The sequence below is a fragment of the Pantoea sp. At-9b genome, assembly GCF_000175935.2.
Taxonomy (GTDB): Bacteria; Pseudomonadota; Gammaproteobacteria; order Enterobacterales; family Enterobacteriaceae; genus Pantoea.
Genome location: NC_014837.1, coordinates 1,671,925 through 1,694,521 on the forward strand (window position 1 = coordinate 1,671,925; position 22,597 = coordinate 1,694,521).

Below are 22,597 nucleotides of genomic sequence, written 5' to 3' on the forward strand. Positions count from 1 at the left end.
ACAACTTTGAGGGGGTCTTTGTTGACTACATCTATGAAAAAAATTGTGATTGTCGGCGGTGGTGCCGGCGGCTTAGAGCTGGCCACCCAGCTCGGACATAAGCTGGGCCGGAAAAAGCAAGCCGAGGTGATTCTGGTTGATCGTAACCACAGCCACTTATGGAAACCGCTGCTGCATGAAGTGGCAACCGGTTCGCTGGATGAAGGTATTGATGCGCTGAGCTACCTGGCCCATGCGCGTAATCACGGTTTCCAGTTCCAGCTGGGTTCCCTGACTCAGATCAACCGTGAAAACAAAACCATTGAGCTGGCCGAAATTCTTGATGCTGAGGGTGAAGTGCTGGTGCCGCAGCGTGAGCTGGCGTATGACACCCTGGTCATGGCGCTGGGCAGTACCTCGAATGATTTCGGCACCCCGGGAGTGAAAGATCACTGCATTTTCCTCGACAACCCGCATCAGGCGCGTCGTTTCCACAATGAAATGCTCAACCTGTTCCTGAAATTCTCGGCCAGTGAAGGTCGCCTGGATAAAGTCAACATCGCGATTGTCGGTGCGGGCGCGACCGGCGTTGAGCTGTCGGCAGAGCTGCACAATGCGGTGAAGCAGTTGCACAGCTATGGCTACAAAGGTCTCGACAGCTCCGCGCTGAATGTCACGCTGGTGGAAGCCGGTGAGCGTATTCTGCCTGCGCTGCCGCCGCGGATTTCCGCCGCTGCGCATCAGGAACTGACCAAACTCGGCGTGCGCGTGCTGACGCAAACCATGGTCACCAGCGCTGCCGCCAACGGCCTGAACACCAAAGGTGGCGAGTTTATCGACGCCGATCTGATGGTGTGGGCGGCCGGTATCAAGGCACCTGATTTTATGAAAGAGATCGGTGGACTGGAAACCAACCGTATCAATCAGCTGGTGGTGAAGGATACGTTGCAGACCACTCTTGATGATGACATTTATGCTATCGGTGACTGCGCGTCCTGTGCACTGCCGTCTGGTGGCTTCGTGCCTCCGCGCGCGCAGTCAGCACACCAGATGGCCTCACGTGCGCTGGAAAACATCCTGGCGCAGCGTAAAGGCAAGCCGCTGAAAGCCTACGTCTACAAAGATCACGGCTCGCTGGTGTCACTGTCGCGCTTCAGTACCGTCGGCAGCCTGATGGGTAACCTGATGCGTGGTTCCATGATGGTCGAAGGGCGTATTGCGCGTTTCGTCTATATCTCTCTGTATCGTATGCACCAGATCGCATTGCACGGTTACTTCAAAACGGGCCTGATGATGCTGGTAGGTAGCCTGAACCGCGTGCTGCGCCCGCGCCTCAAGCTGCACTAAGTCATGTCGGGCGGTTGCGGCCGCCCGATCCTGCTAACTGATTGAAAACATTCACACCGACCAGGCGGTCCGTCTGGCGATATTCTGAACTAAGAACTCTCCGAAAAGCTGGCCCTGACGGCCCGCCACCGCGTTTCCTCCATTAATCTGATGTTGCAAAATCGGGCCATCTGTAAAACTTATCTCACAGACACGGCGCGTCGCGCACGCCGGTTATGTCCCGGCTCCACAGGATGCTGTGAGCTTCAGGATTGCGCGGTAACAACTTTCAGGAGGACATTCCTGTGAACAAATCAATGTTAGCGGGTATCGGTATTGGCGTAGCGGCCGCATTAGGGGTTGCTGCAGTTGCCAGCATGGATGTCTTTGACCGTGGCCCGCAATATGCTCAGGTTCTCTCCGCAACACCGATCAAAGAGAGTATCAAGCAACCGCGACAGGAGTGTCGCAATGTCACCTTAACGCATCGCCGTCCGGTACAGGATGAGAACCGTCTGACCGGTTCTGTACTGGGTGCCGTCGCCGGTGGTGTGCTGGGTCATCAGTTTGGTGGTGGACGCGGTAGAAGCGTCGCGACCGTGGCTGGTGCGCTGGCAGGTGGCTACGCCGGTAACCAGGTGCAGGCCGGTATGCAGGACCGTGATACCTACACGACCTCGGAACAACGTTGCAAAACGGTGTATGACAAGCAGGAAAAAATGCTGGGTTATGACGTGACCTATAAAATAGGCGACCAGCAGGGCAAAATCCGTATGGAAAAAGACCCTGGCACCCGCATTCCGCTCGACCGTAATGGTCAGCTGATCCTGAATTCTAATCAGGCCTGATTGGGCAAAGACACATCACAGCAGGGGGCATTCTCAACGACTGCCCCTGATTCTTTTATTACGCCACAGATCTCGCGCGATTTTTTACAATAAAAATAGCGCGATAAATCGCGCCGCTATAAATAAAATTAACATTGCCTGATATATTTCGTGGGTTATTTTTTAGGGCCGGTACTTTCTAATTAACGCCTCATCCTTGAGGCGCACTTCAGGTAAATGAATGTAGAAGCAATCAAACACCTGAATTGTTGGTCAGGCCACTTAATGCTGAGCCAAGACCTGTCACTACACCCCCGACGGTCGATAGCACTGAACCGAGCAAGCCGGTGACGGTGGAGGTGAGATTACCCACAACACCGCTCACATCTGCAACACCAGGCAGCGAAAGTGCGCCGCCGCTAACCTGTGAAATTTCCTGTTCAGACAGTTCACGCATTGATTCATTCATAGTCGGACTCCAGATTTTCAATAAAGGTTGACTGGAAGATAACAATATTTGAATCGGGCCTTCTTTTTCGCAAGCCCTTATTCAGGATAGACGCTGTTCGGTGAATGAAAAGATAAATTCTAAAAATAATTGGCACTAAAAGTGACTATCTATTTTTACCGGCGAAAATAAGACTCCGTCAGGGAATCGGATAATGTTATATAACTGTCGATACGGAAAGGAATAATTCCGTAATAAGCTCAGTTCTGTCCTAAATGCTTCATGACCATTCAGCCATATCTATCACCCGATCTGCCGATGCGATGGTGGAAGGGCGATGGGCAATCATCACCCGGGTAATGTTCAGTCCCCGGATGGCGGCGTTGATCCGGCTTTCATTCTCCACATCAAGGTGACTGGTTGCCTCATCCAGAAACAACACCTGTGGACGGCGATACAGTGCCCTGGCAATCAGCAGTCGCTGCTTTTGCCCGCCGGAGAGACTGCCACCCAGCTCGCTGATCAAGGTTTGATATCCCATCGGCATCGCCAAAATATCGTCGTGGATTTGGCTGAGTCGGGCGCACTCCTGAATCCAGACGTCGTCGGGCTGCCCATCGAAGCTACAGATGTTCTCCGCCACCGAACCTGCCAGTAACGTATCCTCCTGGAGCACACAGGCGATACAGGCTTGCCAGTTGGCGATACCACTGGCACGAATGTCGATGCCATTGACATACACTTCCCCAGCCGTCGGTTTTAGTAATCCGGCCATAATTTTGAGCAGCGTGGTTTTGCCTCGGCCAGAAGGGCCGGTGATCGCCACACACTCCCGGGCAGCAATCTCCAGATCCAGTGCATTGAACAGCAGAGGGCTAAAGGGATCGTGGCGGAAAGTCAGCCCTTTGACCGCTAACGCCGCGGGTTCTCCCTGATTCAATAACGGATGGACCGGTTCGCCCGGGGTGGTTTCAGGCTCGGTGAGGATGATATCGGCCACGCGCTCCTTGTGCAGCGACAACATGCGTAGCTGGAGCACATTATCCAGCAGCGCGGCGGTACGCTCGGCAAACTGCCCGCGATAGGTACTGAAGGCGACAAACATCCCCAGCGTCATGTGTCCGGCGATGACCGCGTTGGCACCCAGCCAGAGCAGGGTGATTTGTTGCAGCGCGGCAATCAGGGTATTGCCACCGGTGAATAGCATCTCAAAGCGCGTCTTGCGGATGGTGGTATTGGCGCTTTCGACATTCAGGGTGAACCAGTGCTGCGCCCGCAACGCCGGTAAGCCCAGCGCTTTAATGGTATGGATGCCATACAGCGTCTCCATAAAATGAGAACCGGAACGGGCATTCCTGACGATTTGTTCTTCTGAGGTTTGTCGCCACGCCTGATAGGTTCCCAGCCTGAACAGCACCCACAGCAGGGTAAACGCCAGCACCACCCAGAGCAAATTGCCGCCATACAACAACATCATGATCAGCAACCCAATCGTCATAATGCTGTCCATGATGCCGCTGACCACATTGCTGGTCAGGGTGGTTTGCAGGGTTTCCAGCGAGGTAAAACGCGACTGAATATCCCCGAGTTTACGCTTTTCGAACCACTCCGTTGGCAATGCCAGCAGGTGATCAAACAGACGGGCTTTACCCTGGACCGTGATCAGGGTGCTCATCACCAGCGAGGTCCAGCCCCTGAGCATACTGGCCCCGGTGCGAAACAGCACAAAAAACACCAGACCAAGACAAATCAGCGTGAGTAGCCCGGCATCGCTGGCGGGGATGGCATGGTCCAGCACCATCTGCATGCCAACCGGCAGCAGCAGACTGACGGATTCAATCAGCAGCGAGTAACAAAACAATTTTGTCAGCGTGCGGCCGAGGCCCGCAATCCGGCCTGTCAGTGACCAGAGCGGGATGCGCGGGCGGGCGGGGGGAGTTTTTGGCATCTCGCCCGATGGCCATAACTCCAGCGCGACGCCGGTAAAATGCAGGGACACGTCCTGCATCCCCAACACGCGATGCCCGGCCGCCGGATCATGAATGACAACGCGATTGCGCTTCACCGCCACCAATACCACAAAATGGTTAAGGTCCCAGTGCAGAATGCAGGGCAGCTTCAGCGCCCGCAGATTATCCATCTCCAGCCGCAATGCCCGCGATTTCAGACCGGCTACGGCGGCGGTATCGATCACGGTACGCAGGGTGGCTCCCCGGGATGAGATGCCGGATTGCTGACGCAAAAATCGCAAGTCTGCCGGTAACTGATACCAGCTGGCGATCATCGCCAGGCTGACCAGTCCACATTCAGCCGCTTCGGTTTGCAACAACACCGGCATCCGTCGCCGCAGGCGGATATGCAGACGCGAGAAGAGTTCTTTCATTTCACCGTTGGTCACTGACTGGCCCCGTGATGCTGTTCTTCAGGAAATAGTAAGGGGAGAGCATCCATTGCCACAGCGGACGTTTTTCCAGAAACACCGTGGCTTGTAGCTGCATACCGCTGGCGAGAGGCAGATCTTTGCCCTGCCAGCGTAACCCCTGATGATTCAGCGCCACATTGGCTTTAAACCAGGCCCCGGTGATCTGTCCTGCTGGCGAACGGGGGGCGCTGCCATAGTTGTTGAGTTCGCGGAGTGGAACCGGCGCAGAGGAAATCGACAGCACTTTGCCCGGGAATTGACCATATTTCTCTGCCGGATAGGCGGCATAGCTGACGTTAATCACATCACCGGGTTTGACATAGGGAATGCTGTCGTTGGGTAACCAGATCACCAGGCTGGGGATATCATCTCCGGCGGGCACCAGCTGTGCCAGGCTATCGCCATCACTGACCATTTCGCCAGCGGTAACGCTTAGCGAAGAGATGCGTCCGGCTGAGGGGGCGGCGATCAGGCGCTCACTGCCAGCATCCGCTTCAGCGAGCTGCCGCTCAATATCGGCCTGACGGATGTTGTATTGCGCCAGTTGGCTGTCGAAATCCGCAGCACGGGTCACCTGCTGGCTAAGCAGCTCAGCAATCTGCATATCTTGCTGCACACGCTGCGAGTTCAGACTGTGCCAGACACTAAGTTGTTGATAAAAAAGATAGCGCTGGTTGTTTTGCTGGTCGCTGGTGATCAGCCCCCGGCGGGCGAAACGGTTATAGTCATTCATGCTGCTGCGCATCACGTCCAACCCTTGCGTGGCAGAATCCACCATCTGTTGGGTTTTTTCGCGCGCGCTGCGCAATTGGTCAAGTTGTTGCTGGATGCTGGCCAGCGTGGCACGGCGGTTTTGCTCCAGTTGATGCAGCATCTCTCCCATTTGCTGCTGCTGTTTTTTCAGCAGTGCGCGCGTGGTGGCGCTGAGGTTCCCGGAGGCCGAAACACGGCTGATATCCAGCGCATACAGCGGCGTACCGGCACTGACCTGTTGACCTGGAGAGACCAGCAAACGGGAAATCACCCCCTGTTCGGGCGCAAACAGGTTGATGGTGTGGGGCCAGGTGATGACTTCACCACTGACACTGGTCCGGCGCGTGTAGCTGCCTTGCCACAGAAAAAGCAGCAGCGCGGCGAGAAACAGCAGGGTGATGCACAGCGTTATCCATACTGGCCAGCCCGTGATGAGTAAAATCGGTCCGGCGTAACGTGACTGCAAATGTTCACTGACTTCCTTGCGAAACAGCATAAACACACCAGCGCGTAAATGGACTGATGAGAAAGATAGTCAGTAACCCTGGGCTTATCCAGTATCGTGGTTGATATTTTTACGCGGTGGGACGAAAGGCGGGGTTGTTTAATTTTATGATATATAAAGACAATCAATTTATGTCTTTTTCAACGGGATGATTAAATCATTAATTTTGTTTATGCTGGCGCGCAGTGTTGCGCACCAGCATGATCGTTACACCCGATTCTTCATCAGGTCGCTGACGAAACTCTGCACCCACGCCATCCGCGTTTTGCGTTCAGCTAAATCACGGGTGAATTTCAGGCGGGTAGGGCCATCCAGCTTCCAGTGTTTCGGATCTTTTTGCAGCAAACCAATCAACCAGCCGGGATCAACGTGATTCTGCGGTGCAAACTCAAAGAAGCCGCCTTTCTCGCTGGCTTCGATACGGCGCACACCCAACTGACGTGCCTCTAAACGCAAGGCGGCGATATCCAGCAGGTTACGCGCTGCATCGGGCAGGGTGCCGAAACGGTCGATCATCTCGACCTTCAGCTCGGCCAGTTCGCCGTCATCGTTAGCGCTGGCGATGCGTTTATACAGTGACAGACGGGTGTTCACATCCGGGATAAAATCATCCGGCAGCAACGCAGGCATCCGCAGCTCGATTTCGGTCTGGTTGTTGGTGAGATCTTCCAGCGACGGTTCGCGTCCGGCCTTCAGCGCATCCACCGCACTCTCCAGCAGTTCCATATACAGGGTGAAACCGATGGTTTCCATCTGGCCGCTCTGATCTTCGCCCAGCAACTCCCCGGCACCGCGAATCTCCAGATCGTGCGTCGCCAGCGCAAAACCGGCACCCAGATCTTCCAGCGAGGCGATGGCTTCCAGCCGCTTCTGCGCGTCAGTCGTCATGGCTTTCGGATGCGGGGTCAACAGCCAGGCGTAGGCCTGGTGGTGCGAACGGCCAACACGGCCACGCAACTGGTGCAACTGCGCCAGGCCGAAATGGTCCGCACGTTCGATGATGATGGTGTTGGCGCTCGGCACGTCGATACCGGTTTCGATGATGGTGGTACACACCAGCACGTTGAAGCGCTGGTGGTGGAAATCGTTCATCACCCGTTCCAGATCACGCTCGCGCATCTGCCCGTGACCAATCGCGATCCGCGCTTCCGGCACCAGTTCTGCCAGACGCTGGGCGGCCTTCTCGATGTTTTCCACATCGTTGTAGAGGTAGTAAACCTGACCACCACGCAGCACTTCACGCAGAATCGCCTCACGTACCACCAGGCTATCGTACTCGCGCACAAAGGTTTTCACCGCCAGACGACGCGCCGGAGGCGTGGCGATAATCGACAGATCGCGCATGCCGCTCATCGCCATGTTCAGGGTGCGCGGGATCGGTGTCGCGGTGAGCGTCAGAATATCGACATCGGCGCGCATCGCTTTGATACGTTCCTTGTGACGCACGCCAAAGCGGTGTTCTTCGTCGACGATTAACAACCCGAGATCGTGCCATTTCAGGTCACTCATCAGCAGTTTATGCGTGCCAATCAGAATATCGACTTTGCCCTCTGCGGCCTGTTCCAGCACCTGATTTTGCTCTTTGGCACTGCGAAAGCGCGACAGCATCTCAATGCGTATCGGCCAGTTGGCGAAACGGTCGCGGAAATTATCGTAATGTTGCTGCGCCAGCAGGGTGGTGGGCACCAGCACCGCCACCTGTTTGCTGTTCTCGACCGCGAGGAAAGCGGCGCGCATCGCCACCTCAGTTTTACCAAAGCCCACGTCACCGCACACCAGACGATCCATTGCCAGCGGTTGACACATATCGCTGAGGACGGCGTTAATCGCCTGGGCCTGGTCCGGGGTGGTTTCAAACGGGAAGCCTTCGCAGAACAATTGGTATTGGTCGCGGTCGTGCTTAAAGGCGAAACCGGCTTTGGCCGCACGCTGGGCATAGATATCCAGCAACTCCGCTGCCACGTCGCGCACTTTTTCGGCCGCTTTTTGCCGCGCGCGTGACCAGGCATCGCTACCCAGCTTGTGCAGCGGCGCGTTTTCGTCAGCGCCCCCGGCGTAACGACTGATTAAATGCAGCGACGATACCGGCACATAAAGTTTGGCGTCGCCCGCGTAGGAGAGCATCAGGTATTCGGCTTCGATGCCACCGGCTTCCAGGCGGGTCAGGCCGATATACCGTCCTACGCCGTGTTCCAGATGCACCACCGGCTGGCCGGGATGCAGCTCGGCCAGGTTGCGGATCAAGACATCCGGGTTGATGGTGCGGCGATTGTCCTGACGACGACGGCTGACGCGCTCGCCCAGCAGGTCGCTTTCGCAAATAAAGGCCAACTGGCGTGCGCTATCGATAAAACCGCGTTCGCTGGCACCGATCATCAGGCTGTGCGGCTGCTGGCTGGCGTCGCTCAGGCGGGAGAGCGGCTGTGGACGCAATTTGATGCGTGCCAGCAGTTCCTGGAGGCTTTCACGGCGGCCTTCGCTCTCCACCGAAAACACCACCGGGCCAGTGAACTGTTCCAGAAACTGACGCAGCAGGTCGAGTGGCGCTTTAGCCTGGGCCTGCACTGTCAATTCCGGCAGCGCTTGATAACCGAGGTTGGTGTTGGCGGCTTTGTCGGCCAGCGTTTCGCTGCTTAACTGGATACGCGGCCAGGCTTTCAGCTCGCTGAACAACGCATCCGGGCGCAGCCACAACGCCACCGGTTCCAGCAACGGGCGCATCGGGTCAATCCGGCGGTTTTCAAAGCGCGCATTGACGTCCTGCCAGAAGCGCTGCGCACTGCTTTCCAGGTCGCCGCTGTTGAGAATCAAGGTGTTGGCTGGCAGATAGCTGAATAAGGTGGGCAGTGCCTGCTCGAAAAACAGCGGTTGCCAGTATTCAATCCCGGCGGGCAGCGTGCCTTTGCTCACCTGCTGATAAACGTGTTCCGCTTCGCGGCGCACATCAAAGGTTTCGCGCCAGCGGCTGCGGAACTGTTCAATGGCGGCTTTATCAGTCGGGAATTCGTGGGCCGGTAACAGGTTGATGGCGTCGACCGCTTCCAGCGTGCGCTGGCTGTCGACATCAAACAGGCGCAAGCTGTCGATCTCATCATCGAAGAAATCAATACGATAGGGTTGGTCGCTGCCCATCGGGAACAGGTCGAGCAGCGCGCCGCGCGTAGCGTATTCGCCATGTTCCATCACCTGGTCGACGTGACGATAACCGGCCTGTTCCAGTTGGTCGCGCAGGGCATCACGCGAGAGCTGCTGCCCTTTGCGCATCACCAGCGCATGGCCGTGTAAAAAACTGTGCGGGCAAACGCGCTGCATCAGCGTATTCACCGGCATGATCAGCATACCCTGCGTCAGGGTCGGCAATTGATACAGGGTCGACAGACGGGCGGAGATAATGTCCTGATGGGGCGAGAAGCTGTCATACGGCAGCGTTTCCCAGTCGGCGAGGTTACTGACCGGCAGATCGGTGAACTGGCGAATCTCCTCTTGCAAACGCAGGGCAGATTGCATATCCGGGGTAATCATCAGCACCGGACCGTGATGACGTTCGGTGATGCTGGCGCACTCAACCGCCTGGGCGGCACCGACCAGTTGACCGAGCTGACGATGGTCTCCGGCTTTAACTGGCAGGGTATAACGACTCTGTTCGGACATGGGGTCTCGACATTCTCTCCTTTTATTCCAGGGCGTCATCATTCCATAATCCGCCCTGAGGATCACCTGCCGCAGTGCTTTTTTCCCGCTTCCGTTACTTAATCGATTGCTGTGTATAGTGCATACGCGGTCGGTCGATGTTAGCCCACGAGAGTTCCTGTTCCAGATGGTAGCTGTGATTACCGTCGTCCCACTTCACGTAATAACCGGTTGGCGCATCTCCCTGTTCAAAAACGTTCACGATCTCGCCTTTAATCTCTCCCGATTTGTGTTTTACGATACTGCCTTTGGGAAACTTGAGCATATGTTGTACCCCCACACTCAACATCACTACTTCAGGTAGTCTACCCCAGTGAATGCCTAAGAAACGTACAATTAACGTCATTATTTTGTCGCTTTTTTGTGCTTAGGTGCGCTATGCGACGCATTTTGACGCAACTTTGCCGCAGACTCAGAGGGTTAGAGGTTTCATAAAGCAGGCGGCTCCTTTATCATCCCTCTACTTATTTTCAGGCTATTGCCAAGACGGATCTCATGTATCAACCAGTCGCGTTATTCATTGGCCTGCGCTACATGCGTGGACGTGCCTCAGACCGCTTTGGTCGCTTTGTCTCCTGGCTCTCAACCATTGGCATCACGCTGGGCGTACTGGCGCTGGTTACCGTATTGTCGGTGATGAACGGTTTTGAGCGCGAGCTGGAGGGCAACATCCTTGGCCTGATGCCGCAGGCGCTGGTGACCAGTGACAAAGGCAGCATCAATCCGCAACAGCTCACGCCGCAAAGCCTTAATTTACAAGGCGTCACGCGTATCGCACCACTGACCACCGCCGATGTGGTGCTGCAGAGCGCCCACAATGTGTCGGTTGGGGTGATGCTCGGCATCAATCCAGATGAAAAAGATCCCTTAACCCCGTATCTGGTCAATACGCAGCAAAGCGTGCTGCAAGCCGGGCAATACAACGTGATCCTCGGTGAGCAACTGGCCGGGCAGCTCGGGGTCAAACGCGGTGATCAGCTGCGTCTGATGGTGCCATCGGTCAGCCAGTTTACGCCGGTAGGCCGCGTGCCGAGCCAGCGTATCTTTACCGTGGCAGGCACCTATGCCGCTAACAGCGAGGTGGATGGCTACCAAATCCTGGTCAATCAGCAGGATGCTTCGCGCGTGATGCGCTACCCACTCGGCAACATCACCGGCTGGCGTCTGTGGCTGGACAAACCGCTCAACGTCGATGCGCTCAGCCAGCAGAAACTGGCGGATGGCCTGGTCTGGAAAGACTGGCGTGAGCGTAAAGGCGACCTGTTCCAGGCGGTGCGGATGGAGAAAAATATGATGGGGCTGCTGCTCAGCCTGATCATCGCCGTCGCCGCGTTTAACATCATTACCTCGCTCGGCTTACTGATCATGGAAAAGCAGGGCGAAGTGGCGATTCTGCAAACCCAGGGTTTAACCCGACGTCAGATTGTGGCGGTGTTTATGGTGCAGGGTGCCAGCGCAGGCATTATTGGTGCGTTGCTTGGCACATTGCTGGGCGTACTGCTCGCCAGCCAACTGAACCATTTGCTGCCGGTGATTGGCCTGTTCCTTGATGGTGCCGCATTGCCGGTGGACATCAATGTCTGGCAGGTGATCACCATCGCGCTGGTGTCGATGGCCGTGGCGCTGCTTTCTACTTTTTATCCGTCATGGCGCGCTGCCGCCGTGCAACCCGCTGAGGCCTTACGTTATGAGTAACACCCCTTTGTTGCAGTGTCGTGACCTGTGTAAACGCTATCAGGAAGGCAGCGTGCAGACCGATGTGCTGCGCAACGTGGCTTTCAGCCTGCAACCCGGTGAGCTGACGGCGATTGTCGGCAGTTCCGGCTCCGGTAAAAGCACCTTGCTGCATCTGCTGGGCGGGCTGGATGCGCCGACCTCGGGTGATGTGATTTTTGACGGCAAATCGCTCAATGCGATGTCTTCTTCGGCGAAAGCGGAGCTGCGCAACCGCGAATTGGGCTTTATCTATCAGTTCCACCATCTGCTGCCGGACTTCACCGCGCTGGAAAACGTGGCGATGCCGCTGCTGATTGGCAAAGCCGCCAAAGGCGAAGCCGAAGCGCGTGCCCGCGAAATGCTGGCGGCGGTGGGGCTGGAAAAACGTGCTGCGCACCGTCCTTCTGAATTGTCCGGTGGTGAACGGCAGCGTGTGGCGATTGCCCGTGCGCTGGTCAATCGTCCGCGTCTGGTGATGGCGGATGAGCCCACCGGTAACCTCGACGCCCGCAATGCGGATGCGATCTTTGAACTGCTGGGTGAACTCAATACCCGCCAGGGCACGGCCTTTCTGGTGGTGACACACGATTTACAGCTGGCGAAACGTCTCAGCCGTCAGATGGAGATGCGCGACGGCCAGTTGAGCGAACATTTAACGCTGGGAGCGCTGTAATGACGCCTTCGTTATCCCTGCTGCTGGGGCTGCGCTTCAGCCGTGGCCGTCGGCGTGGCGGCATGGTGTCGCTGATCTCGATTATCTCAACCGTCGGCATCGCCCTCGGCGTGGCGGTGTTGATTATCGGCCTGAGCGCGATGAATGGCTTCGAGCGGGAATTGAACAACCGTATTCTGGCGGTGGTGCCACACGGTGAAATCGAGCCGGTTAATCAGCCGTTCCGTAACTGGCAACCGATGATTGCACCGATTGAACAGGTGCCGGGCATTGCCGCAGCCGCACCCTACGTCAACTTTACCGGGCTGATTGAAAGTGGCGCGAAGCTACAGGCGTTGCAGGTTAAAGGTGTGGACCCGCAACAGGAGCCGCGTCTGAGCGCGCTGCCGCGTTTTGTTGCCGGTGACGCCTGGTCGCAATTTGCGGCGGGAAAACAACAGATTATCCTCGGTGGCGGTATCGCGACGTCGCTGAACGTCAAACAGGGCGATTGGATCACTATCATGATCCCCAATAACGACGGCGAAAATAAGCTGCTTCAGCCGAAACGTATCCGTTTGCAGGTGAGCGGGATTCTGCAACTGAGCGGCATGCTGGATCACAGCCTGGCGTTGGTGCCGCTGGCGGATGCGCAAAGCTATCTGGATATGGGTGACAGCGTCAGCGGTATCGCGCTGAAAATGAGCGACCCGTTTAAAGCGCAAAAGCTGGTGCGTGACGCCGGTGAAGTGACGCATTCTTATGTCTACATTCGCAGCTGGATTGGCACTTACGGTTACATGTACCGTGATATTCAGATGATCCGCGCCATTATGTATCTGGCGATGGTGCTGGTGATTGGCGTGGCCTGCTTCAACATCGTCTCGACGCTGGTGATGGCGGTGAAGGATAAGAGTGGGGATATTGCGGTGCTGCGTACTCTCGGCGCGAAAGATGGTTTGATTCGCGCCATCTTTATCTGGTACGGCTTGTTGGCCGGGCTGCTCGGCAGTGTCAGCGGGGTGGTGGTTGGCGTGCTGGTGGCGCTGAACCTGACGCCAATTATGCGCGGCCTGGAACATCTGACCGGACATCAGTTGTTGGCCGGGGACATCTATTTTATCGATTTTCTGCCGTCGGAACTGCACTGGCTGGATGTGATTTCCGTGCTGGCCACGGCTATAATTTTGAGCCTGCTCGCCAGTTGGTATCCGGCACGCCGCGCCAGCCGCATCGACCCGGCCCGCGTGCTGAGCGGGCAATAACCGCAAACAGGCGCAGCGGCGGTAGCGCGGCTGCGCAGATAAAGGAGCCTTTATGCGCACACTCCGTCGCCGCTTGCGACTCGCCCGCTATAAAAAAACGCGGCGTAAAGTGCACCAGCGCTTTCGTCAGCGTATTTTTGAACGCGATCGTAAAGCGGAACTGGCCGCGCATCCGTTACCCCATGTAGTGGTGTTAACCGGGGCGGGGATCTCCGCAGAATCGGGTATTCGCACCTTTCGTGCGGCGGATGGTTTGTGGGAAGAACATCGGGTGGAGGACGTGGCTACGCCGGAAGGCTTTCAGCGCGACCCGGCGCTGGTGCAGGCGTTTTATAATGCGCGTCGGCGTCAGCTGCAACAACCCGACATCCAGCCCAATGCGGCGCATCTGGCGCTGGCTGAACTGGAACAGGTGCTGGGCGATAACTTCCTGCTGGTGACGCAGAATATCGATGATTTGCACGAACGCGCCGGGAGTCAGCGCGTGCTGCATATGCATGGTGAGTTGCTGAAGGTGCGTTGTGTCAGTAGCGGGCAGGTGATTGACTGGACCGACGACCTTACGCCGGACGATCGCTGCACCTGCTGTCAGTTCCCCTCAGCACTGCGTCCGCATGTGGTGTGGTTTGGCGAAATGCCGCTGGGGATGGAAGAGATTTATCAGGCACTGGCTGACGCTGACGTGTTTATCGCGATTGGCACCTCGGGTCATGTCTACCCGGCCGCCGGTTTTGTCCATGAGGCGAAATTGCAGGGCGCGCATACGGTGGAACTGAATCTTGAACCCAGCCAGGTCGGCAACGAATTTGCTGAAGGTCAATATGGCCTGGCAAGCGTTGAGGTGCCCGCGTTTGTCCACACCTTGCTGCGCGGGCTATATAAATAAACAACAATTTGCGCGATAAATCGCGCCGCTACCAATGCGTGCAGGTTCCGTAGCGGCGCGATTTATCGCGCGTGTTGGCTGCTTTACCGTCCCGCTTTTAATTTCTGGAACAACGTCTCGTATTGCACGCTGGCATCGCCGACATCGTTCTGCCACTCGCCGTGGTTAATCACGTCTGCGGCAGGGTACAACGACGGGTCTTCCGCCACTGCTTTTGGCAATAATTTCTTCGCTGCCAGATTGGGCGTCGGATAACCGATAGTTTCTGCCACTTTTGCCGCCACTTCCGGGCGTAGCAGGAAGTTAATCAGCTTCAGCGCCCCTTGCTTGTTTTTAGCATTGGCCGGGATCGCCAGGTTATCCATCCAAAAAATACCGCCTTCTTTCGGCCAGATCACCTGCAACGGTGTCCCGGCCTGACGCGCAACATAGGCGGAACCATTCCAGATCATGCCGAGATTAACTTCCCCTTCCATGTAAGGATTGCCCGGATTATCGGAGTTGAAGGCCAGCACATTCGGCATCAGCTTTTTCAGTTCTTCATAAGCCGCCTCGATCTGTTTCGGGTCACGGGTGTTGCCCGAATAACCCAGTTTAAGCAGGGCCATCTGGAACACTTCACGCGCATCATCGGTCAGCAGCAGGCTCTGCTTATATTCCGGCTTCCACAAATCGGCCCAGGCGGTGACGCTGTTCGGATCGATGGCATCGCTGTTAACACCAATGGCGGTCGCGCCCCAGATATAGGGGATCGAGTAATCATTATTGGGATCAAAGGGTTTGTTCAGCAGGTTTGGATCGAGGTTGTGAAAGTTGCTGAGTTGGGATTTATCAATCTTCTGCAACATCCCTTCATTGCGCATTTTGGCGATAAAGTAGGTCGAGGGCACCACCAGATCGTATGCGCCATCCTTCCAGGTTTTCAGCTTGGCATACATGCTCTCGTTGGACTCGTAGGTGGAGTAGATCACCTTGATGCCGGTCTCTTTGGTGAACTGCTCCAGCAGCCCCGGCGGCACATATTCGGTCCAGTTGTAGAAATAGAGCGTGTTGCTGTCGTCAGCCTGTGCGCTCTGCATGCCCAGTGCCAGCGCCCCAGCCGCCAGCCAGTGAGACCATTTGTTCATGGGTTGTCCTCTATTTAGTTTTATCGCGCAATAACAGCTGACTGGCTGCCACCAGCAGCAGTGACAGTAGCAGCAAAATCGTTGCCAGCGCGTTCACCTCGGGTGAGACGCCGACTTTTACCATCGAATAAATTTTCAGCGGTAAGATTTCAAAGGTTGGGCCAGTGACGAAGGAGGAGACCACCACATCGTCCATCGACAAGGTAAAGCTCAGCAGCCATCCAGCCGCTACGGCAGGCAGCGCCAGCGGCAATAAAATCTTGCGCAGAATGGTGATTTCACTGGCCCCCAGATCCTTCGCCGCTTCCAGCATGCGCACATCAAAACCTTTCAGGCGTGAGTAGACGGTGATCACCACAAACGGCAGGCAAAAGGTGATGTGGGAAAACAGCAACGACCAGAAGCCAAGCGAGATGCCAAGCAGCATAAACAGCACCAGCAGCGAGATCGCCATGACGATGTCGGGTGACATCATCACCACGAACAGCATACCGCTGACGAAAGGCTTACCGCGAAAACGGTAACGATATAACGCCACTGCCGTCAGGGAACCGATAATCGTGGCGCAGCTGGCGGAAAGCACCCCCATCAGTAGCGAATGTTGTGCCGCCTGCAACAGGCTATCGTTATTGATCAATAGCCCGTACCACTGGGTGCTGAATCCCTGCCAGTTGATGCCGAAGCGCGACGCATTAAACGAATTGACGATCAGGATAATGATCGGAATATAAAACCAGGCGTAAATCACGGCCATAAAGCCGCCGCGTAACCCGCGGGCCATTATTGCAGCTCCACTTTGTTATTCAGCAGGCGTGCTGCACGCCAGTAAAACAGTAACATCAGCCCCATCAGCAGCGTCATCACGATACTGGTGGCGGCACCAAACGGCCAGTCACGAATATTAAGAAACTGGCTTTTAATTACGTTGCCAATCAACAGGTTCTTCGCGCCGCCCATCAAATCGGAGACGTAAAACAAACCCATCGCCGGGATCAGCACCAGCAAGCATCCGGCGACAATGCCGGGCAGGGTGAGGGGCAAAATGATGCGGATAAAGCGTTGCCGCGTATTGGCACCCAGATCGCGTGCCGCTTCCAGGCAGGATTTGTCCAGCTTTTCCAGGCTGGAATAGAGCGGCAACACCATAAACGGCAGCAGGATATAGATCAGGCCGAGGATCACCGCCTGCGGCGTGTACATAATGCGAAAAGGCTGGTCAATCACCCCGAGCCACAACAAAAACTCGTTCAGCCAGCCACGGGTGCTGAGAAAAATTTTCAGGCCATAGATGCGGATCAGCGAGTTGGTCCAGAACGGCACAATCAGCAGAAACAGCATCAGTGGACGCAGACGGGGTGGCAGCCTGGTCAGACACCACGCGAAGGGATAGCCGAGCAGCAGGCAGCACAGGGTGGCCATCACCGCCATATTCAGTGAATGCAGCAGTACTTCGGCATATAACGGATCGAGCAAACGGCTGTAGTTGCTGAGGGTAAACACCATGCTGACGAAATGCGCATCGTCACGCGTCAGAAAGCTGGTGACGAAGATCATCAGGTTGGGTAGCAACACGAACAACGCCAGCCAGCCGACAATCATCGCCACAATGCAGTTTTGCAGGCGATTACGCATCAGTTTCATACGGCAGCACCACCTCCCAGCTTTGCACCCAACTCACCGCCATTTTTTGGTTCAGCGAATGGTCAAAATCAGGGTCGTCTTCATTAAAGAACTCGCTTACTGTCAGCAATTTACCGTTTTCCAGTTCAACGGTAGATTCCAGCGTCATGCCTTTATAGTTGCGTTCCCGCACGTAGCCGATCAAATGTTCGCTGTGGCTATCGTCAGCCATCTCTTCCACCCGCAAATCTTCCGGGCGCAGCAGAACATGCAACTTATCACCCGGTGCCACCGGGAAAGGGCAGTGGATATCACATTCCCGACCTTCCACACGTGCGCGTACACTGGGCGCGTGGTCACTGCTCAGTACCTCGGCATCAAACACGTTGATTTCACCGATAAAGCGGGCGACAAACAGATTGGCGGGTTCTTCATAAATCTCACGCGGCGTGCCGTCCTGCTCAATGCGCCCATCGCGCATCACCACGATACGGTCCGACATGGTCAGGGCTTCTTCCTGATCATGGGTGACGAACACAAAGGTGATACCGAGCTTACGCTGCAAGGCTTTCAGTTCGTTTTGCATCTGCTTACGCAGCTTGTAATCCAGCGCCGACAGCGACTCGTCGAGCAACAAGACTTTCGGGCGATTGACCACCGCACGGGCAATCGCCACGCGCTGCTGTTGGCCGCCGGAGAGCTGATGCGGACGTCGTTCAGCAAAACTTTCCAGTTGCACCATCGCCAACGCCTCATTGACGCGCCGGGTAATGTCCGCTGCCGGGGTTTTTTGCATCCGCAGGCCAAAGGCGACGTTTTCAAATACCGACATATGTGGAAACAGCGCATAGCTCTGAAACACGGTGTTGATATGGCGATGCTCGGCGGGAGTGTCGGTGATATCGTTGCCATCAAGGATGATGCGACCGTTATCGGCGTCTTCCAGTCCGGCAATCAGGCGCAGGATCGTCGTTTTGCCGCAGCCGGAAGGGCCAAGCAGGGTGATAAATTCGCCGTGGCGGATAGTCAGCTGAAAGTCGGAGATGATGGATTTTCCATCGAAAGCTTTACTGATGCCAGAAAGCGTAACCAGCGCCTGTTGTGCGCGTGTTTGCGTCATTTTAGTCACTCAGTCTGAAAATGATCTGATTACAGCATAGCCGCTGGTAACGGCCAGCCGTGATGAAGGGCGGGATAATACCTGAAAAATAGGTCAATGCCATGTTTTAGCGTGGAATTACCTTGAAAAGTCTGAAAAAAATCGGAGTATGCTGTACGGACACACGCTGGCAGGGAAATGATCTTTCTTCATTTGATGATTAAGCAAATCATCAGGACAGGACTAACCTGATGGATAATGATTTGACGCAACATCGCGTGACCAGCGACCTATGATAATAATGCAGCTTCTTTAGAGGGATGACAGATGGATCAATTACTTGAGCGCTTTCTCAGTTATGTGGCGGTTGAAACCCAATCAAAACCGCAGGCAAGACAGGTGCCGAGCAGCGAAGGGCAGTGGACGCTGGCACGTCAGTTACAGGAAGAACTGCTGGCTCTGGGGTTTGTCGATGTGACCCTCAGTGACCACTGCTGTGTCATGGGCACCTTACCGGCGAATGTTGACTGGCCGACCCCGGTGATTGGCTTTATCTCGCATATGGATACCTCGCCGGATTTCACCGCGAAAAATGTGAATCCGCAGATTATTGAAAATTATCGCGGCGGTGATATTGCCCTCGGCAACGGCGACGAAATTCTTTCGCCGGTGATGTTCCCGATATTGCATAAATTGATTGGTCATACGCTGGTGACCACCGATGGGAAAACCCTGCTGGGTGCTGATGATAAAGCCGGGGTGGCGGAAATCATGACGGCCATGGCGCGCCTCGCCAAAGGGGATATCCCGCACGGCGCGATTCGCGTCGCCTTTACGCCGGATGAAGAAATTGGTCGTGGCACCTCGTTCTTTGATATTGAGAATTTTGCCGCGGACTGGGCTTACACGGTCGATGGTAGTGATCTGGGTGAATTTGAGTTCGAGAACTTCAATGCGGCGTCGGCGCTCGTTAAAATCGTCGGTAACAACGTACATCCCGGCACGGCGAAAGGCGTGATGGTGAATGCGCTGGAGCTGGCAATGCGTTTCCACGCCGAAGTGCCGGCGCAGGAGAAACCGCAATTTACCGAAGGCTACGAAGGCTTCTATCATTTGCACAACATCAAAGGCACGGTGGAACATGCCGAGATGCAGTACATCATTCGCGACTTTGATGCTGACAACTACGCCAAACGTAAGCAATTGCTGGAAGAGATTGGCCGTCGGGTGAGCAAGGGGCTTCACGGCGAGTGCTCAGTAAAAGTTGAGATCAGCGACAGCTACCGTAACATGCGCGAAAAAGTGGAACCGCACCCGCATATTATCGAGCTGGCGTTGCAGGCGATGCGTGACTGCGGTATCGAACCCAACGTGAAGCCGATTCGTGGCGGCACGGACGGTTCGGCGCTGTCGTGGAAAGGTTTGCCGTGCCCGAATCTGTTTACCGGTGGCTACAACTACCACGGCAAACATGAATTCGCGTCACTGAACGTGATGGCGCAGGCGGTGGATGTGATTGTGCGCCTTGCAGCGCTGGTGGCGGAGAAAAAATAACGTCCGTAGCGGCGCGATTTATCGCGCTTTCTGACTTCAATGTCAAAGGCGCGCGATGAATCGCGCCGCTACGGTTCAGTGCATACGGTTAATCCGCAAAGAACCAGTAACCACTGTTGACCAGTGCGGCTAACTGGGCCAGCAGTGACGGGTCATCCAGTGCGTCGCCGAAATCTTCCAGCGTCAGCACCTGGCGATTCGCCAGTGTCGCCAGCACTTCCGGGTGGCTGCAAGCCACGCGTTCACCATTAACAAACACCGCATCACCCAACGTCAATACACGCAGGCCGCCGAGACGCGTCAGGGTGTCTCCCTGTTGCAGGGCGTCATAGATTTCATCCGGCTGATAAGGCGGTTCAGGGGGAGCGATATCCAGTTCATGACGTGACTGGGAAATAAATTCGCCAAACCACTGATTAAATTGCTCCGGCTGATTAATGACATCCAGCATCGCGGCGCGGATCCCCTCGACTTCTGACGGCAGGATTTGCGACGGGCAATCACGTGTCGGCACGTCAGGATCGCTATAGCGATAGCTGCCCAGCTCATGCGCCAGCACATAGTCGGCGAACCCGCTGATCAGTTCCCGGCCACTTGGCGCGCGGAAACCGACCGAGTAGTTGAGGGCGTTTTCCAGCGAATAGCCTTCGTGCGGGAATCCTGGCGGGATATAGAGAATATCGCCCGGCTCCATCTCTTCATCGATGATGGCGTCAAAGGGTTCCACCTGGAGCAGGTCCGGATGCGGGCAGTGCTGTTTCATCGGCACTTTCTCACCCACGCGCCAGCGACGGCGACCGGTGCCCTGAATAATAAACACATCATACTGGTCGAAATGCGGACCAACACCACCGCCCGGCACGGCAAAGGAGATCATCAGATCGTCAATGCGCCAGTCGGGTAAGAAGCGGAACGGGCGCATCAGCGCAGCAGAAGGCTCATGCCAGTGGTTCACCGCCTGCACCAGCAGCGACCAGTTGTTTTCACCGAGATGATCGTAGCTTTCAAACGGGCCGTGGCTAACCTGCCATTTGCCGTTGTTGTGGCTTACCAGGCGGCTATCCACCTCGTTTTCCATTGCCAGTCCGGCCAGCTCATCAGGAGAAATGGGGTCAATAAAGTTTTTAAAACCACGTTTAAGCACCACCGGGCGTTTTTGCCAGTAGCGCTGAATAAAATCGGGCCAGTTAAGATCGAGCTGATAATCCATAGAAGGGTTCCGGTTAGGGCCATGAATGCCTGCAAGTATAACAGCCCGCGTGCCGTTCTACTCGCGACGATGTTCAACTTCCTGACGCTGAAAGATCACTTCCATGCGGGCACCCCCTAACGGGCTGGTGGTGGCAATCACCTGACCGGCATACTGCTCAAGAATATCGCGCACCACGGCCAGTCCAAGGCCCTGACCGGGGCGTAAGGTATCGGCGCGCTGACCCCGCACAAAGATCAAATCGCGCTTACTTTCGGGGATACCGGGACCATCATCGTCGATATACAGATGCAACGCTTTGTCGGTCTGACGTGCGGTGACCTCAATAAATTCCAGGCAATATTTGCAGGCGTTATCCAGTACGTTGCCCAGCACTTCCATAAAATCGTTCTGATCGCCGATAAAGGTCAGCTCAGGGGAAATGTCGAGGGTGATCTCCACCCCTTTACGTTGATAAACCTTGTTCAACGCCGAGCACAGGCTGTCGAGTAAGGCGGAGACGGAATGGAGATCGCGCTGCAACGGGTTGTGGTCGGCCTGCATGGTGGCACGATGCAGGTAATAACCAATTTGCTGCGAGATGCGGCTGATTTGCTCCAGCATCACCGGTTCGGCCTGTTCCACCGTCAGTTCTTTGCCGTTGCGCAGTGAGCGCAACGTGCTCTGCAACACCGCCAGCGGTGTTTTCAGGCTGTGGGTAAGGTCGGAAAGTGTGGTGCGATAACGTGTATAGCGCTGCCGTTCGTTGGAAAGCAACAGATTCAGATTGCGCACCAGGCTTTTCAGCTCCTGGGGGGGATTATCATCAAGGTTTTCGCGATGACCGGTTTCCAGCTCACGGACCTGAGAGGTGAGGTCACCAATGGGCCGCAGGCTCCAGTGCGCGGCCAGCCACAGCAGCGGGATCACCAGCAACAGATTGGCAGCCAGTACATAGCTAAACCATGACCACACCACATCCGAATGTTGCAACTCCTGCGGGATCGAATCGACCACCACAATGGTCAACGCCGGTAAGTTGGTGGTGGCGTCATAGCGATTGACGGCTACCGAGTGGGTGAAGGTATCGTTGCTGTCGGTATCCCAGGCGTGCAGGCGTCTCTGTGCGACCAGGTTGTTCCCCATCGCCGCCAGGCTGGTGCGGTTGCTGGTGTCAATTTCGTAGAAATCAGGTTTGAGTAGCCACTCGCGCTGAATTTTTTTGCGGATTTCTGGCACATCGCGCTGCTGCCACAGCAGTTTGCCGTGTTCATCGTAGATAAACACCAGCGTCGGGAAATTGAGCGTCATACGCTCGGGCTGGGCAATGGTCAGCTTGTTGTCCTGCCATTGGGCGAGCGTAAAGAACAGATTGCTTTCGCCGCGCATCACCCGGTAGGTATTTTTGTCGAAACTCACCACGTAACCCACCACGGCAACCATGCCGTAGGAGAGGGAGAGGAATAACACAATGGCTGCGGTCGCCAGCAAAAAGCGGGCGCGCAGTGAGAAGGGGCGCAGTCGGCGCAACCAGTTCAT

Annotated in this window: 18 protein-coding genes; 7 read left to right on the plus strand and 11 right to left on the minus strand. The window is 55.8% G+C overall.

Features of this window, described 5'->3' with window-relative positions:
• Window positions 1–21: 21 nt before the first annotated feature.
• Together PAT9B_RS07620 and PAT9B_RS07625 are read left to right on the plus strand one after the other, a co-directional pair.
• Window positions 22–1,326, plus strand: a complete 1,305-nt coding sequence (locus PAT9B_RS07620; protein WP_190274645.1) for an NAD(P)/FAD-dependent oxidoreductase — start codon at window positions 22–24, stop codon at window positions 1,324–1,326.
• A gap of 284 nt (window positions 1,327–1,610) precedes the next feature.
• Complete coding sequence (locus PAT9B_RS07625) at window positions 1,611–2,153, plus strand: glycine zipper 2TM domain-containing protein (RefSeq protein WP_013508678.1); 543 nt, start codon at window positions 1,611–1,613, stop codon at window positions 2,151–2,153.
• A gap of 232 nt (window positions 2,154–2,385) precedes the next feature.
• On the opposite strand, the gene PAT9B_RS07630 is transcribed toward PAT9B_RS07625, so the two are convergent.
• The 5 genes from PAT9B_RS07630 to PAT9B_RS07650 form a co-directional block, all read right to left on the minus strand.
• Entirely contained in the window at window positions 2,386–2,601 is a 216-nt protein-coding gene (locus PAT9B_RS07630; protein WP_013508679.1) for a hypothetical protein, read from the minus strand.
• Window positions 2,602–2,860: 259 nt separating this feature from the next.
• Window positions 2,861–4,978 (minus strand): peptidase domain-containing ABC transporter, encoded by a 2,118-nt coding sequence (locus PAT9B_RS07635; RefSeq protein ID WP_255360048.1) that lies wholly within the window; start codon window positions 4,976–4,978, stop codon window positions 2,861–2,863.
• Window positions 4,965–6,251 (minus strand): HlyD family secretion protein, encoded by a 1,287-nt coding sequence (locus tag PAT9B_RS07640; protein WP_013508681.1) that lies wholly within the window; start codon window positions 6,249–6,251, stop codon window positions 4,965–4,967. Before PAT9B_RS07640 ends, PAT9B_RS07635 begins: the two co-directional genes overlap by 14 nt.
• A 216-nt stretch (window positions 6,252–6,467) precedes the next feature.
• Window positions 6,468–9,911 (minus strand): transcription-repair coupling factor, encoded by a 3,444-nt coding sequence (gene mfd, locus PAT9B_RS07645; RefSeq protein ID WP_013508682.1) that lies wholly within the window; start codon window positions 9,909–9,911, stop codon window positions 6,468–6,470.
• 94 nt (window positions 9,912–10,005) lie between these two features.
• A complete protein-coding gene (locus PAT9B_RS07650; protein WP_041525926.1) occupies window positions 10,006–10,215 on the minus strand; it encodes a hypothetical protein in 210 nt (69 codons plus the stop codon).
• 230 nt (window positions 10,216–10,445) lie between these two features.
• Here PAT9B_RS07650 and lolC point away from each other — a divergent pair, with 230 nt between their 5' ends.
• From lolC to cobB, 4 genes are read left to right on the plus strand one after another with little or no spacing between them, the layout of a single operon-like run.
• The gene (gene lolC / locus PAT9B_RS07655) at window positions 10,446–11,645 is read left to right on the plus strand and encodes a lipoprotein-releasing ABC transporter permease subunit LolC (RefSeq protein WP_013508684.1); all 1,200 of its coding nucleotides are present in this window, start codon (window positions 10,446–10,448) and stop codon (window positions 11,643–11,645) included.
• Window positions 11,638–12,339 carry a lipoprotein-releasing ABC transporter ATP-binding protein LolD gene (gene lolD / locus PAT9B_RS07660; RefSeq protein WP_013508685.1) on the plus strand — a complete coding sequence of 234 codons (702 nt, stop codon included), beginning with the start codon at window positions 11,638–11,640 and terminating at the stop codon, window positions 12,337–12,339. The genes lolC and lolD overlap by 8 nt, the downstream gene beginning before the upstream one ends.
• A complete protein-coding gene (lolE, locus tag PAT9B_RS07665; protein ID WP_013508686.1) occupies window positions 12,339–13,583 on the plus strand; it encodes a lipoprotein-releasing ABC transporter permease subunit LolE in 1,245 nt (414 codons plus the stop codon). The genes lolD and lolE overlap by 1 nt, the downstream gene beginning before the upstream one ends.
• A gap of 52 nt (window positions 13,584–13,635) precedes the next feature.
• Entirely contained in the window at window positions 13,636–14,469 is an 834-nt protein-coding gene (gene cobB / locus PAT9B_RS07670) for a Sir2 family NAD+-dependent deacetylase (RefSeq protein ID WP_013508687.1), read from the plus strand.
• Between the two features lie 83 nt (window positions 14,470–14,552).
• On the opposite strand, the gene potD is transcribed toward cobB, so the two are convergent.
• The 4 genes from potD to potA are packed head-to-tail and all read right to left on the minus strand — an operon-like array spanning window position 14,553 to window position 18,336.
• On the minus strand, window positions 14,553–15,596 hold the full coding sequence (gene potD, locus PAT9B_RS07675; protein WP_013508688.1) for a spermidine/putrescine ABC transporter substrate-binding protein PotD: 1,044 nt from the start codon (window positions 15,594–15,596) through the stop codon (window positions 14,553–14,555).
• Window positions 15,597–15,606: 10 nt separating this feature from the next.
• Entirely contained in the window at window positions 15,607–16,380 is a 774-nt protein-coding gene (gene potC / locus PAT9B_RS07680) for a spermidine/putrescine ABC transporter permease PotC (protein WP_041525761.1), read from the minus strand.
• A complete protein-coding gene (gene potB / locus PAT9B_RS07685) occupies window positions 16,377–17,228 on the minus strand; it encodes a spermidine/putrescine ABC transporter permease PotB (protein WP_190274657.1) in 852 nt (283 codons plus the stop codon). Before potB ends, potC begins: the two co-directional genes overlap by 4 nt.
• Window positions 17,221–18,336, minus strand: a complete 1,116-nt coding sequence (potA, locus tag PAT9B_RS07690) for a spermidine/putrescine ABC transporter ATP-binding protein PotA (RefSeq protein WP_013508691.1) — start codon at window positions 18,334–18,336, stop codon at window positions 17,221–17,223. The genes potB and potA overlap by 8 nt, the downstream gene beginning before the upstream one ends.
• A gap of 306 nt (window positions 18,337–18,642) precedes the next feature.
• Here potA and pepT point away from each other — a divergent pair, with 306 nt between their 5' ends.
• A complete protein-coding gene (gene pepT / locus PAT9B_RS07695; RefSeq protein WP_013508692.1) occupies window positions 18,643–19,869 on the plus strand; it encodes a peptidase T in 1,227 nt (408 codons plus the stop codon).
• Between the two features lie 88 nt (window positions 19,870–19,957).
• Here pepT and PAT9B_RS07700 read toward each other — a convergent pair whose 3' ends face one another.
• On the minus strand, window positions 19,958–21,079 hold the full coding sequence (locus PAT9B_RS07700) for a cupin domain-containing protein (RefSeq protein ID WP_013508693.1): 1,122 nt from the start codon (window positions 21,077–21,079) through the stop codon (window positions 19,958–19,960).
• Window positions 21,080–21,136: 57 nt separating this feature from the next.
• Window positions 21,137–22,597 (minus strand): two-component system sensor histidine kinase PhoQ, encoded by a 1,461-nt coding sequence (gene phoQ, locus PAT9B_RS07705; RefSeq protein ID WP_013508694.1) that lies wholly within the window; start codon window positions 22,595–22,597, stop codon window positions 21,137–21,139.

Excerpts from the sequence above, each read along its gene's own strand:
- potD (WP_013508688.1), bottom strand. The coding sequence starts at position 15,596 with ATGAACAAATGGTCTCACTGGCTGGCGGCTGGGGCGCTGGCACTGGGC.
- potB (WP_190274657.1), bottom strand. The coding sequence starts at position 17,228 with ATGCGTAATCGCCTGCAAAACTGCATTGTGGCGATGATTGTCGGCTGG.
- potA (WP_013508691.1), bottom strand. The coding sequence starts at position 18,336 with ATGACGCAAACACGCGCACAACAGGCGCTGGTTACGCTTTCTGGCATC.
- PAT9B_RS07630 (WP_013508679.1), bottom strand. The coding sequence starts at position 2,601 with ATGAATGAATCAATGCGTGAACTGTCTGAACAGGAAATTTCACAGGTT.
- lolC (WP_013508684.1), top strand. The coding sequence starts at position 10,446 with ATGTATCAACCAGTCGCGTTATTCATTGGCCTGCGCTACATGCGTGGA.
- phoQ (WP_013508694.1), bottom strand. The coding sequence starts at position 22,597 with ATGAACTGGTTGCGCCGACTGCGCCCCTTCTCACTGCGCGCCCGCTTT.
- PAT9B_RS07650 (WP_041525926.1), bottom strand. The coding sequence starts at position 10,215 with ATGCTCAAGTTTCCCAAAGGCAGTATCGTAAAACACAAATCGGGAGAG.
- cobB (WP_013508687.1), top strand. The coding sequence starts at position 13,636 with ATGCGCACACTCCGTCGCCGCTTGCGACTCGCCCGCTATAAAAAAACG.
- mfd (WP_013508682.1), bottom strand. The coding sequence starts at position 9,911 with ATGTCCGAACAGAGTCGTTATACCCTGCCAGTTAAAGCCGGAGACCAT.
- lolD (WP_013508685.1), top strand. The coding sequence starts at position 11,638 with ATGAGTAACACCCCTTTGTTGCAGTGTCGTGACCTGTGTAAACGCTAT.
- pepT (WP_013508692.1), top strand. The coding sequence starts at position 18,643 with ATGGATCAATTACTTGAGCGCTTTCTCAGTTATGTGGCGGTTGAAACC.
- lolE (WP_013508686.1), top strand. The coding sequence starts at position 12,339 with ATGACGCCTTCGTTATCCCTGCTGCTGGGGCTGCGCTTCAGCCGTGGC.
- PAT9B_RS07640 (WP_013508681.1), bottom strand. The coding sequence starts at position 6,251 with ATGCTGTTTCGCAAGGAAGTCAGTGAACATTTGCAGTCACGTTACGCC.
- PAT9B_RS07700 (WP_013508693.1), bottom strand. The coding sequence starts at position 21,079 with ATGGATTATCAGCTCGATCTTAACTGGCCCGATTTTATTCAGCGCTAC.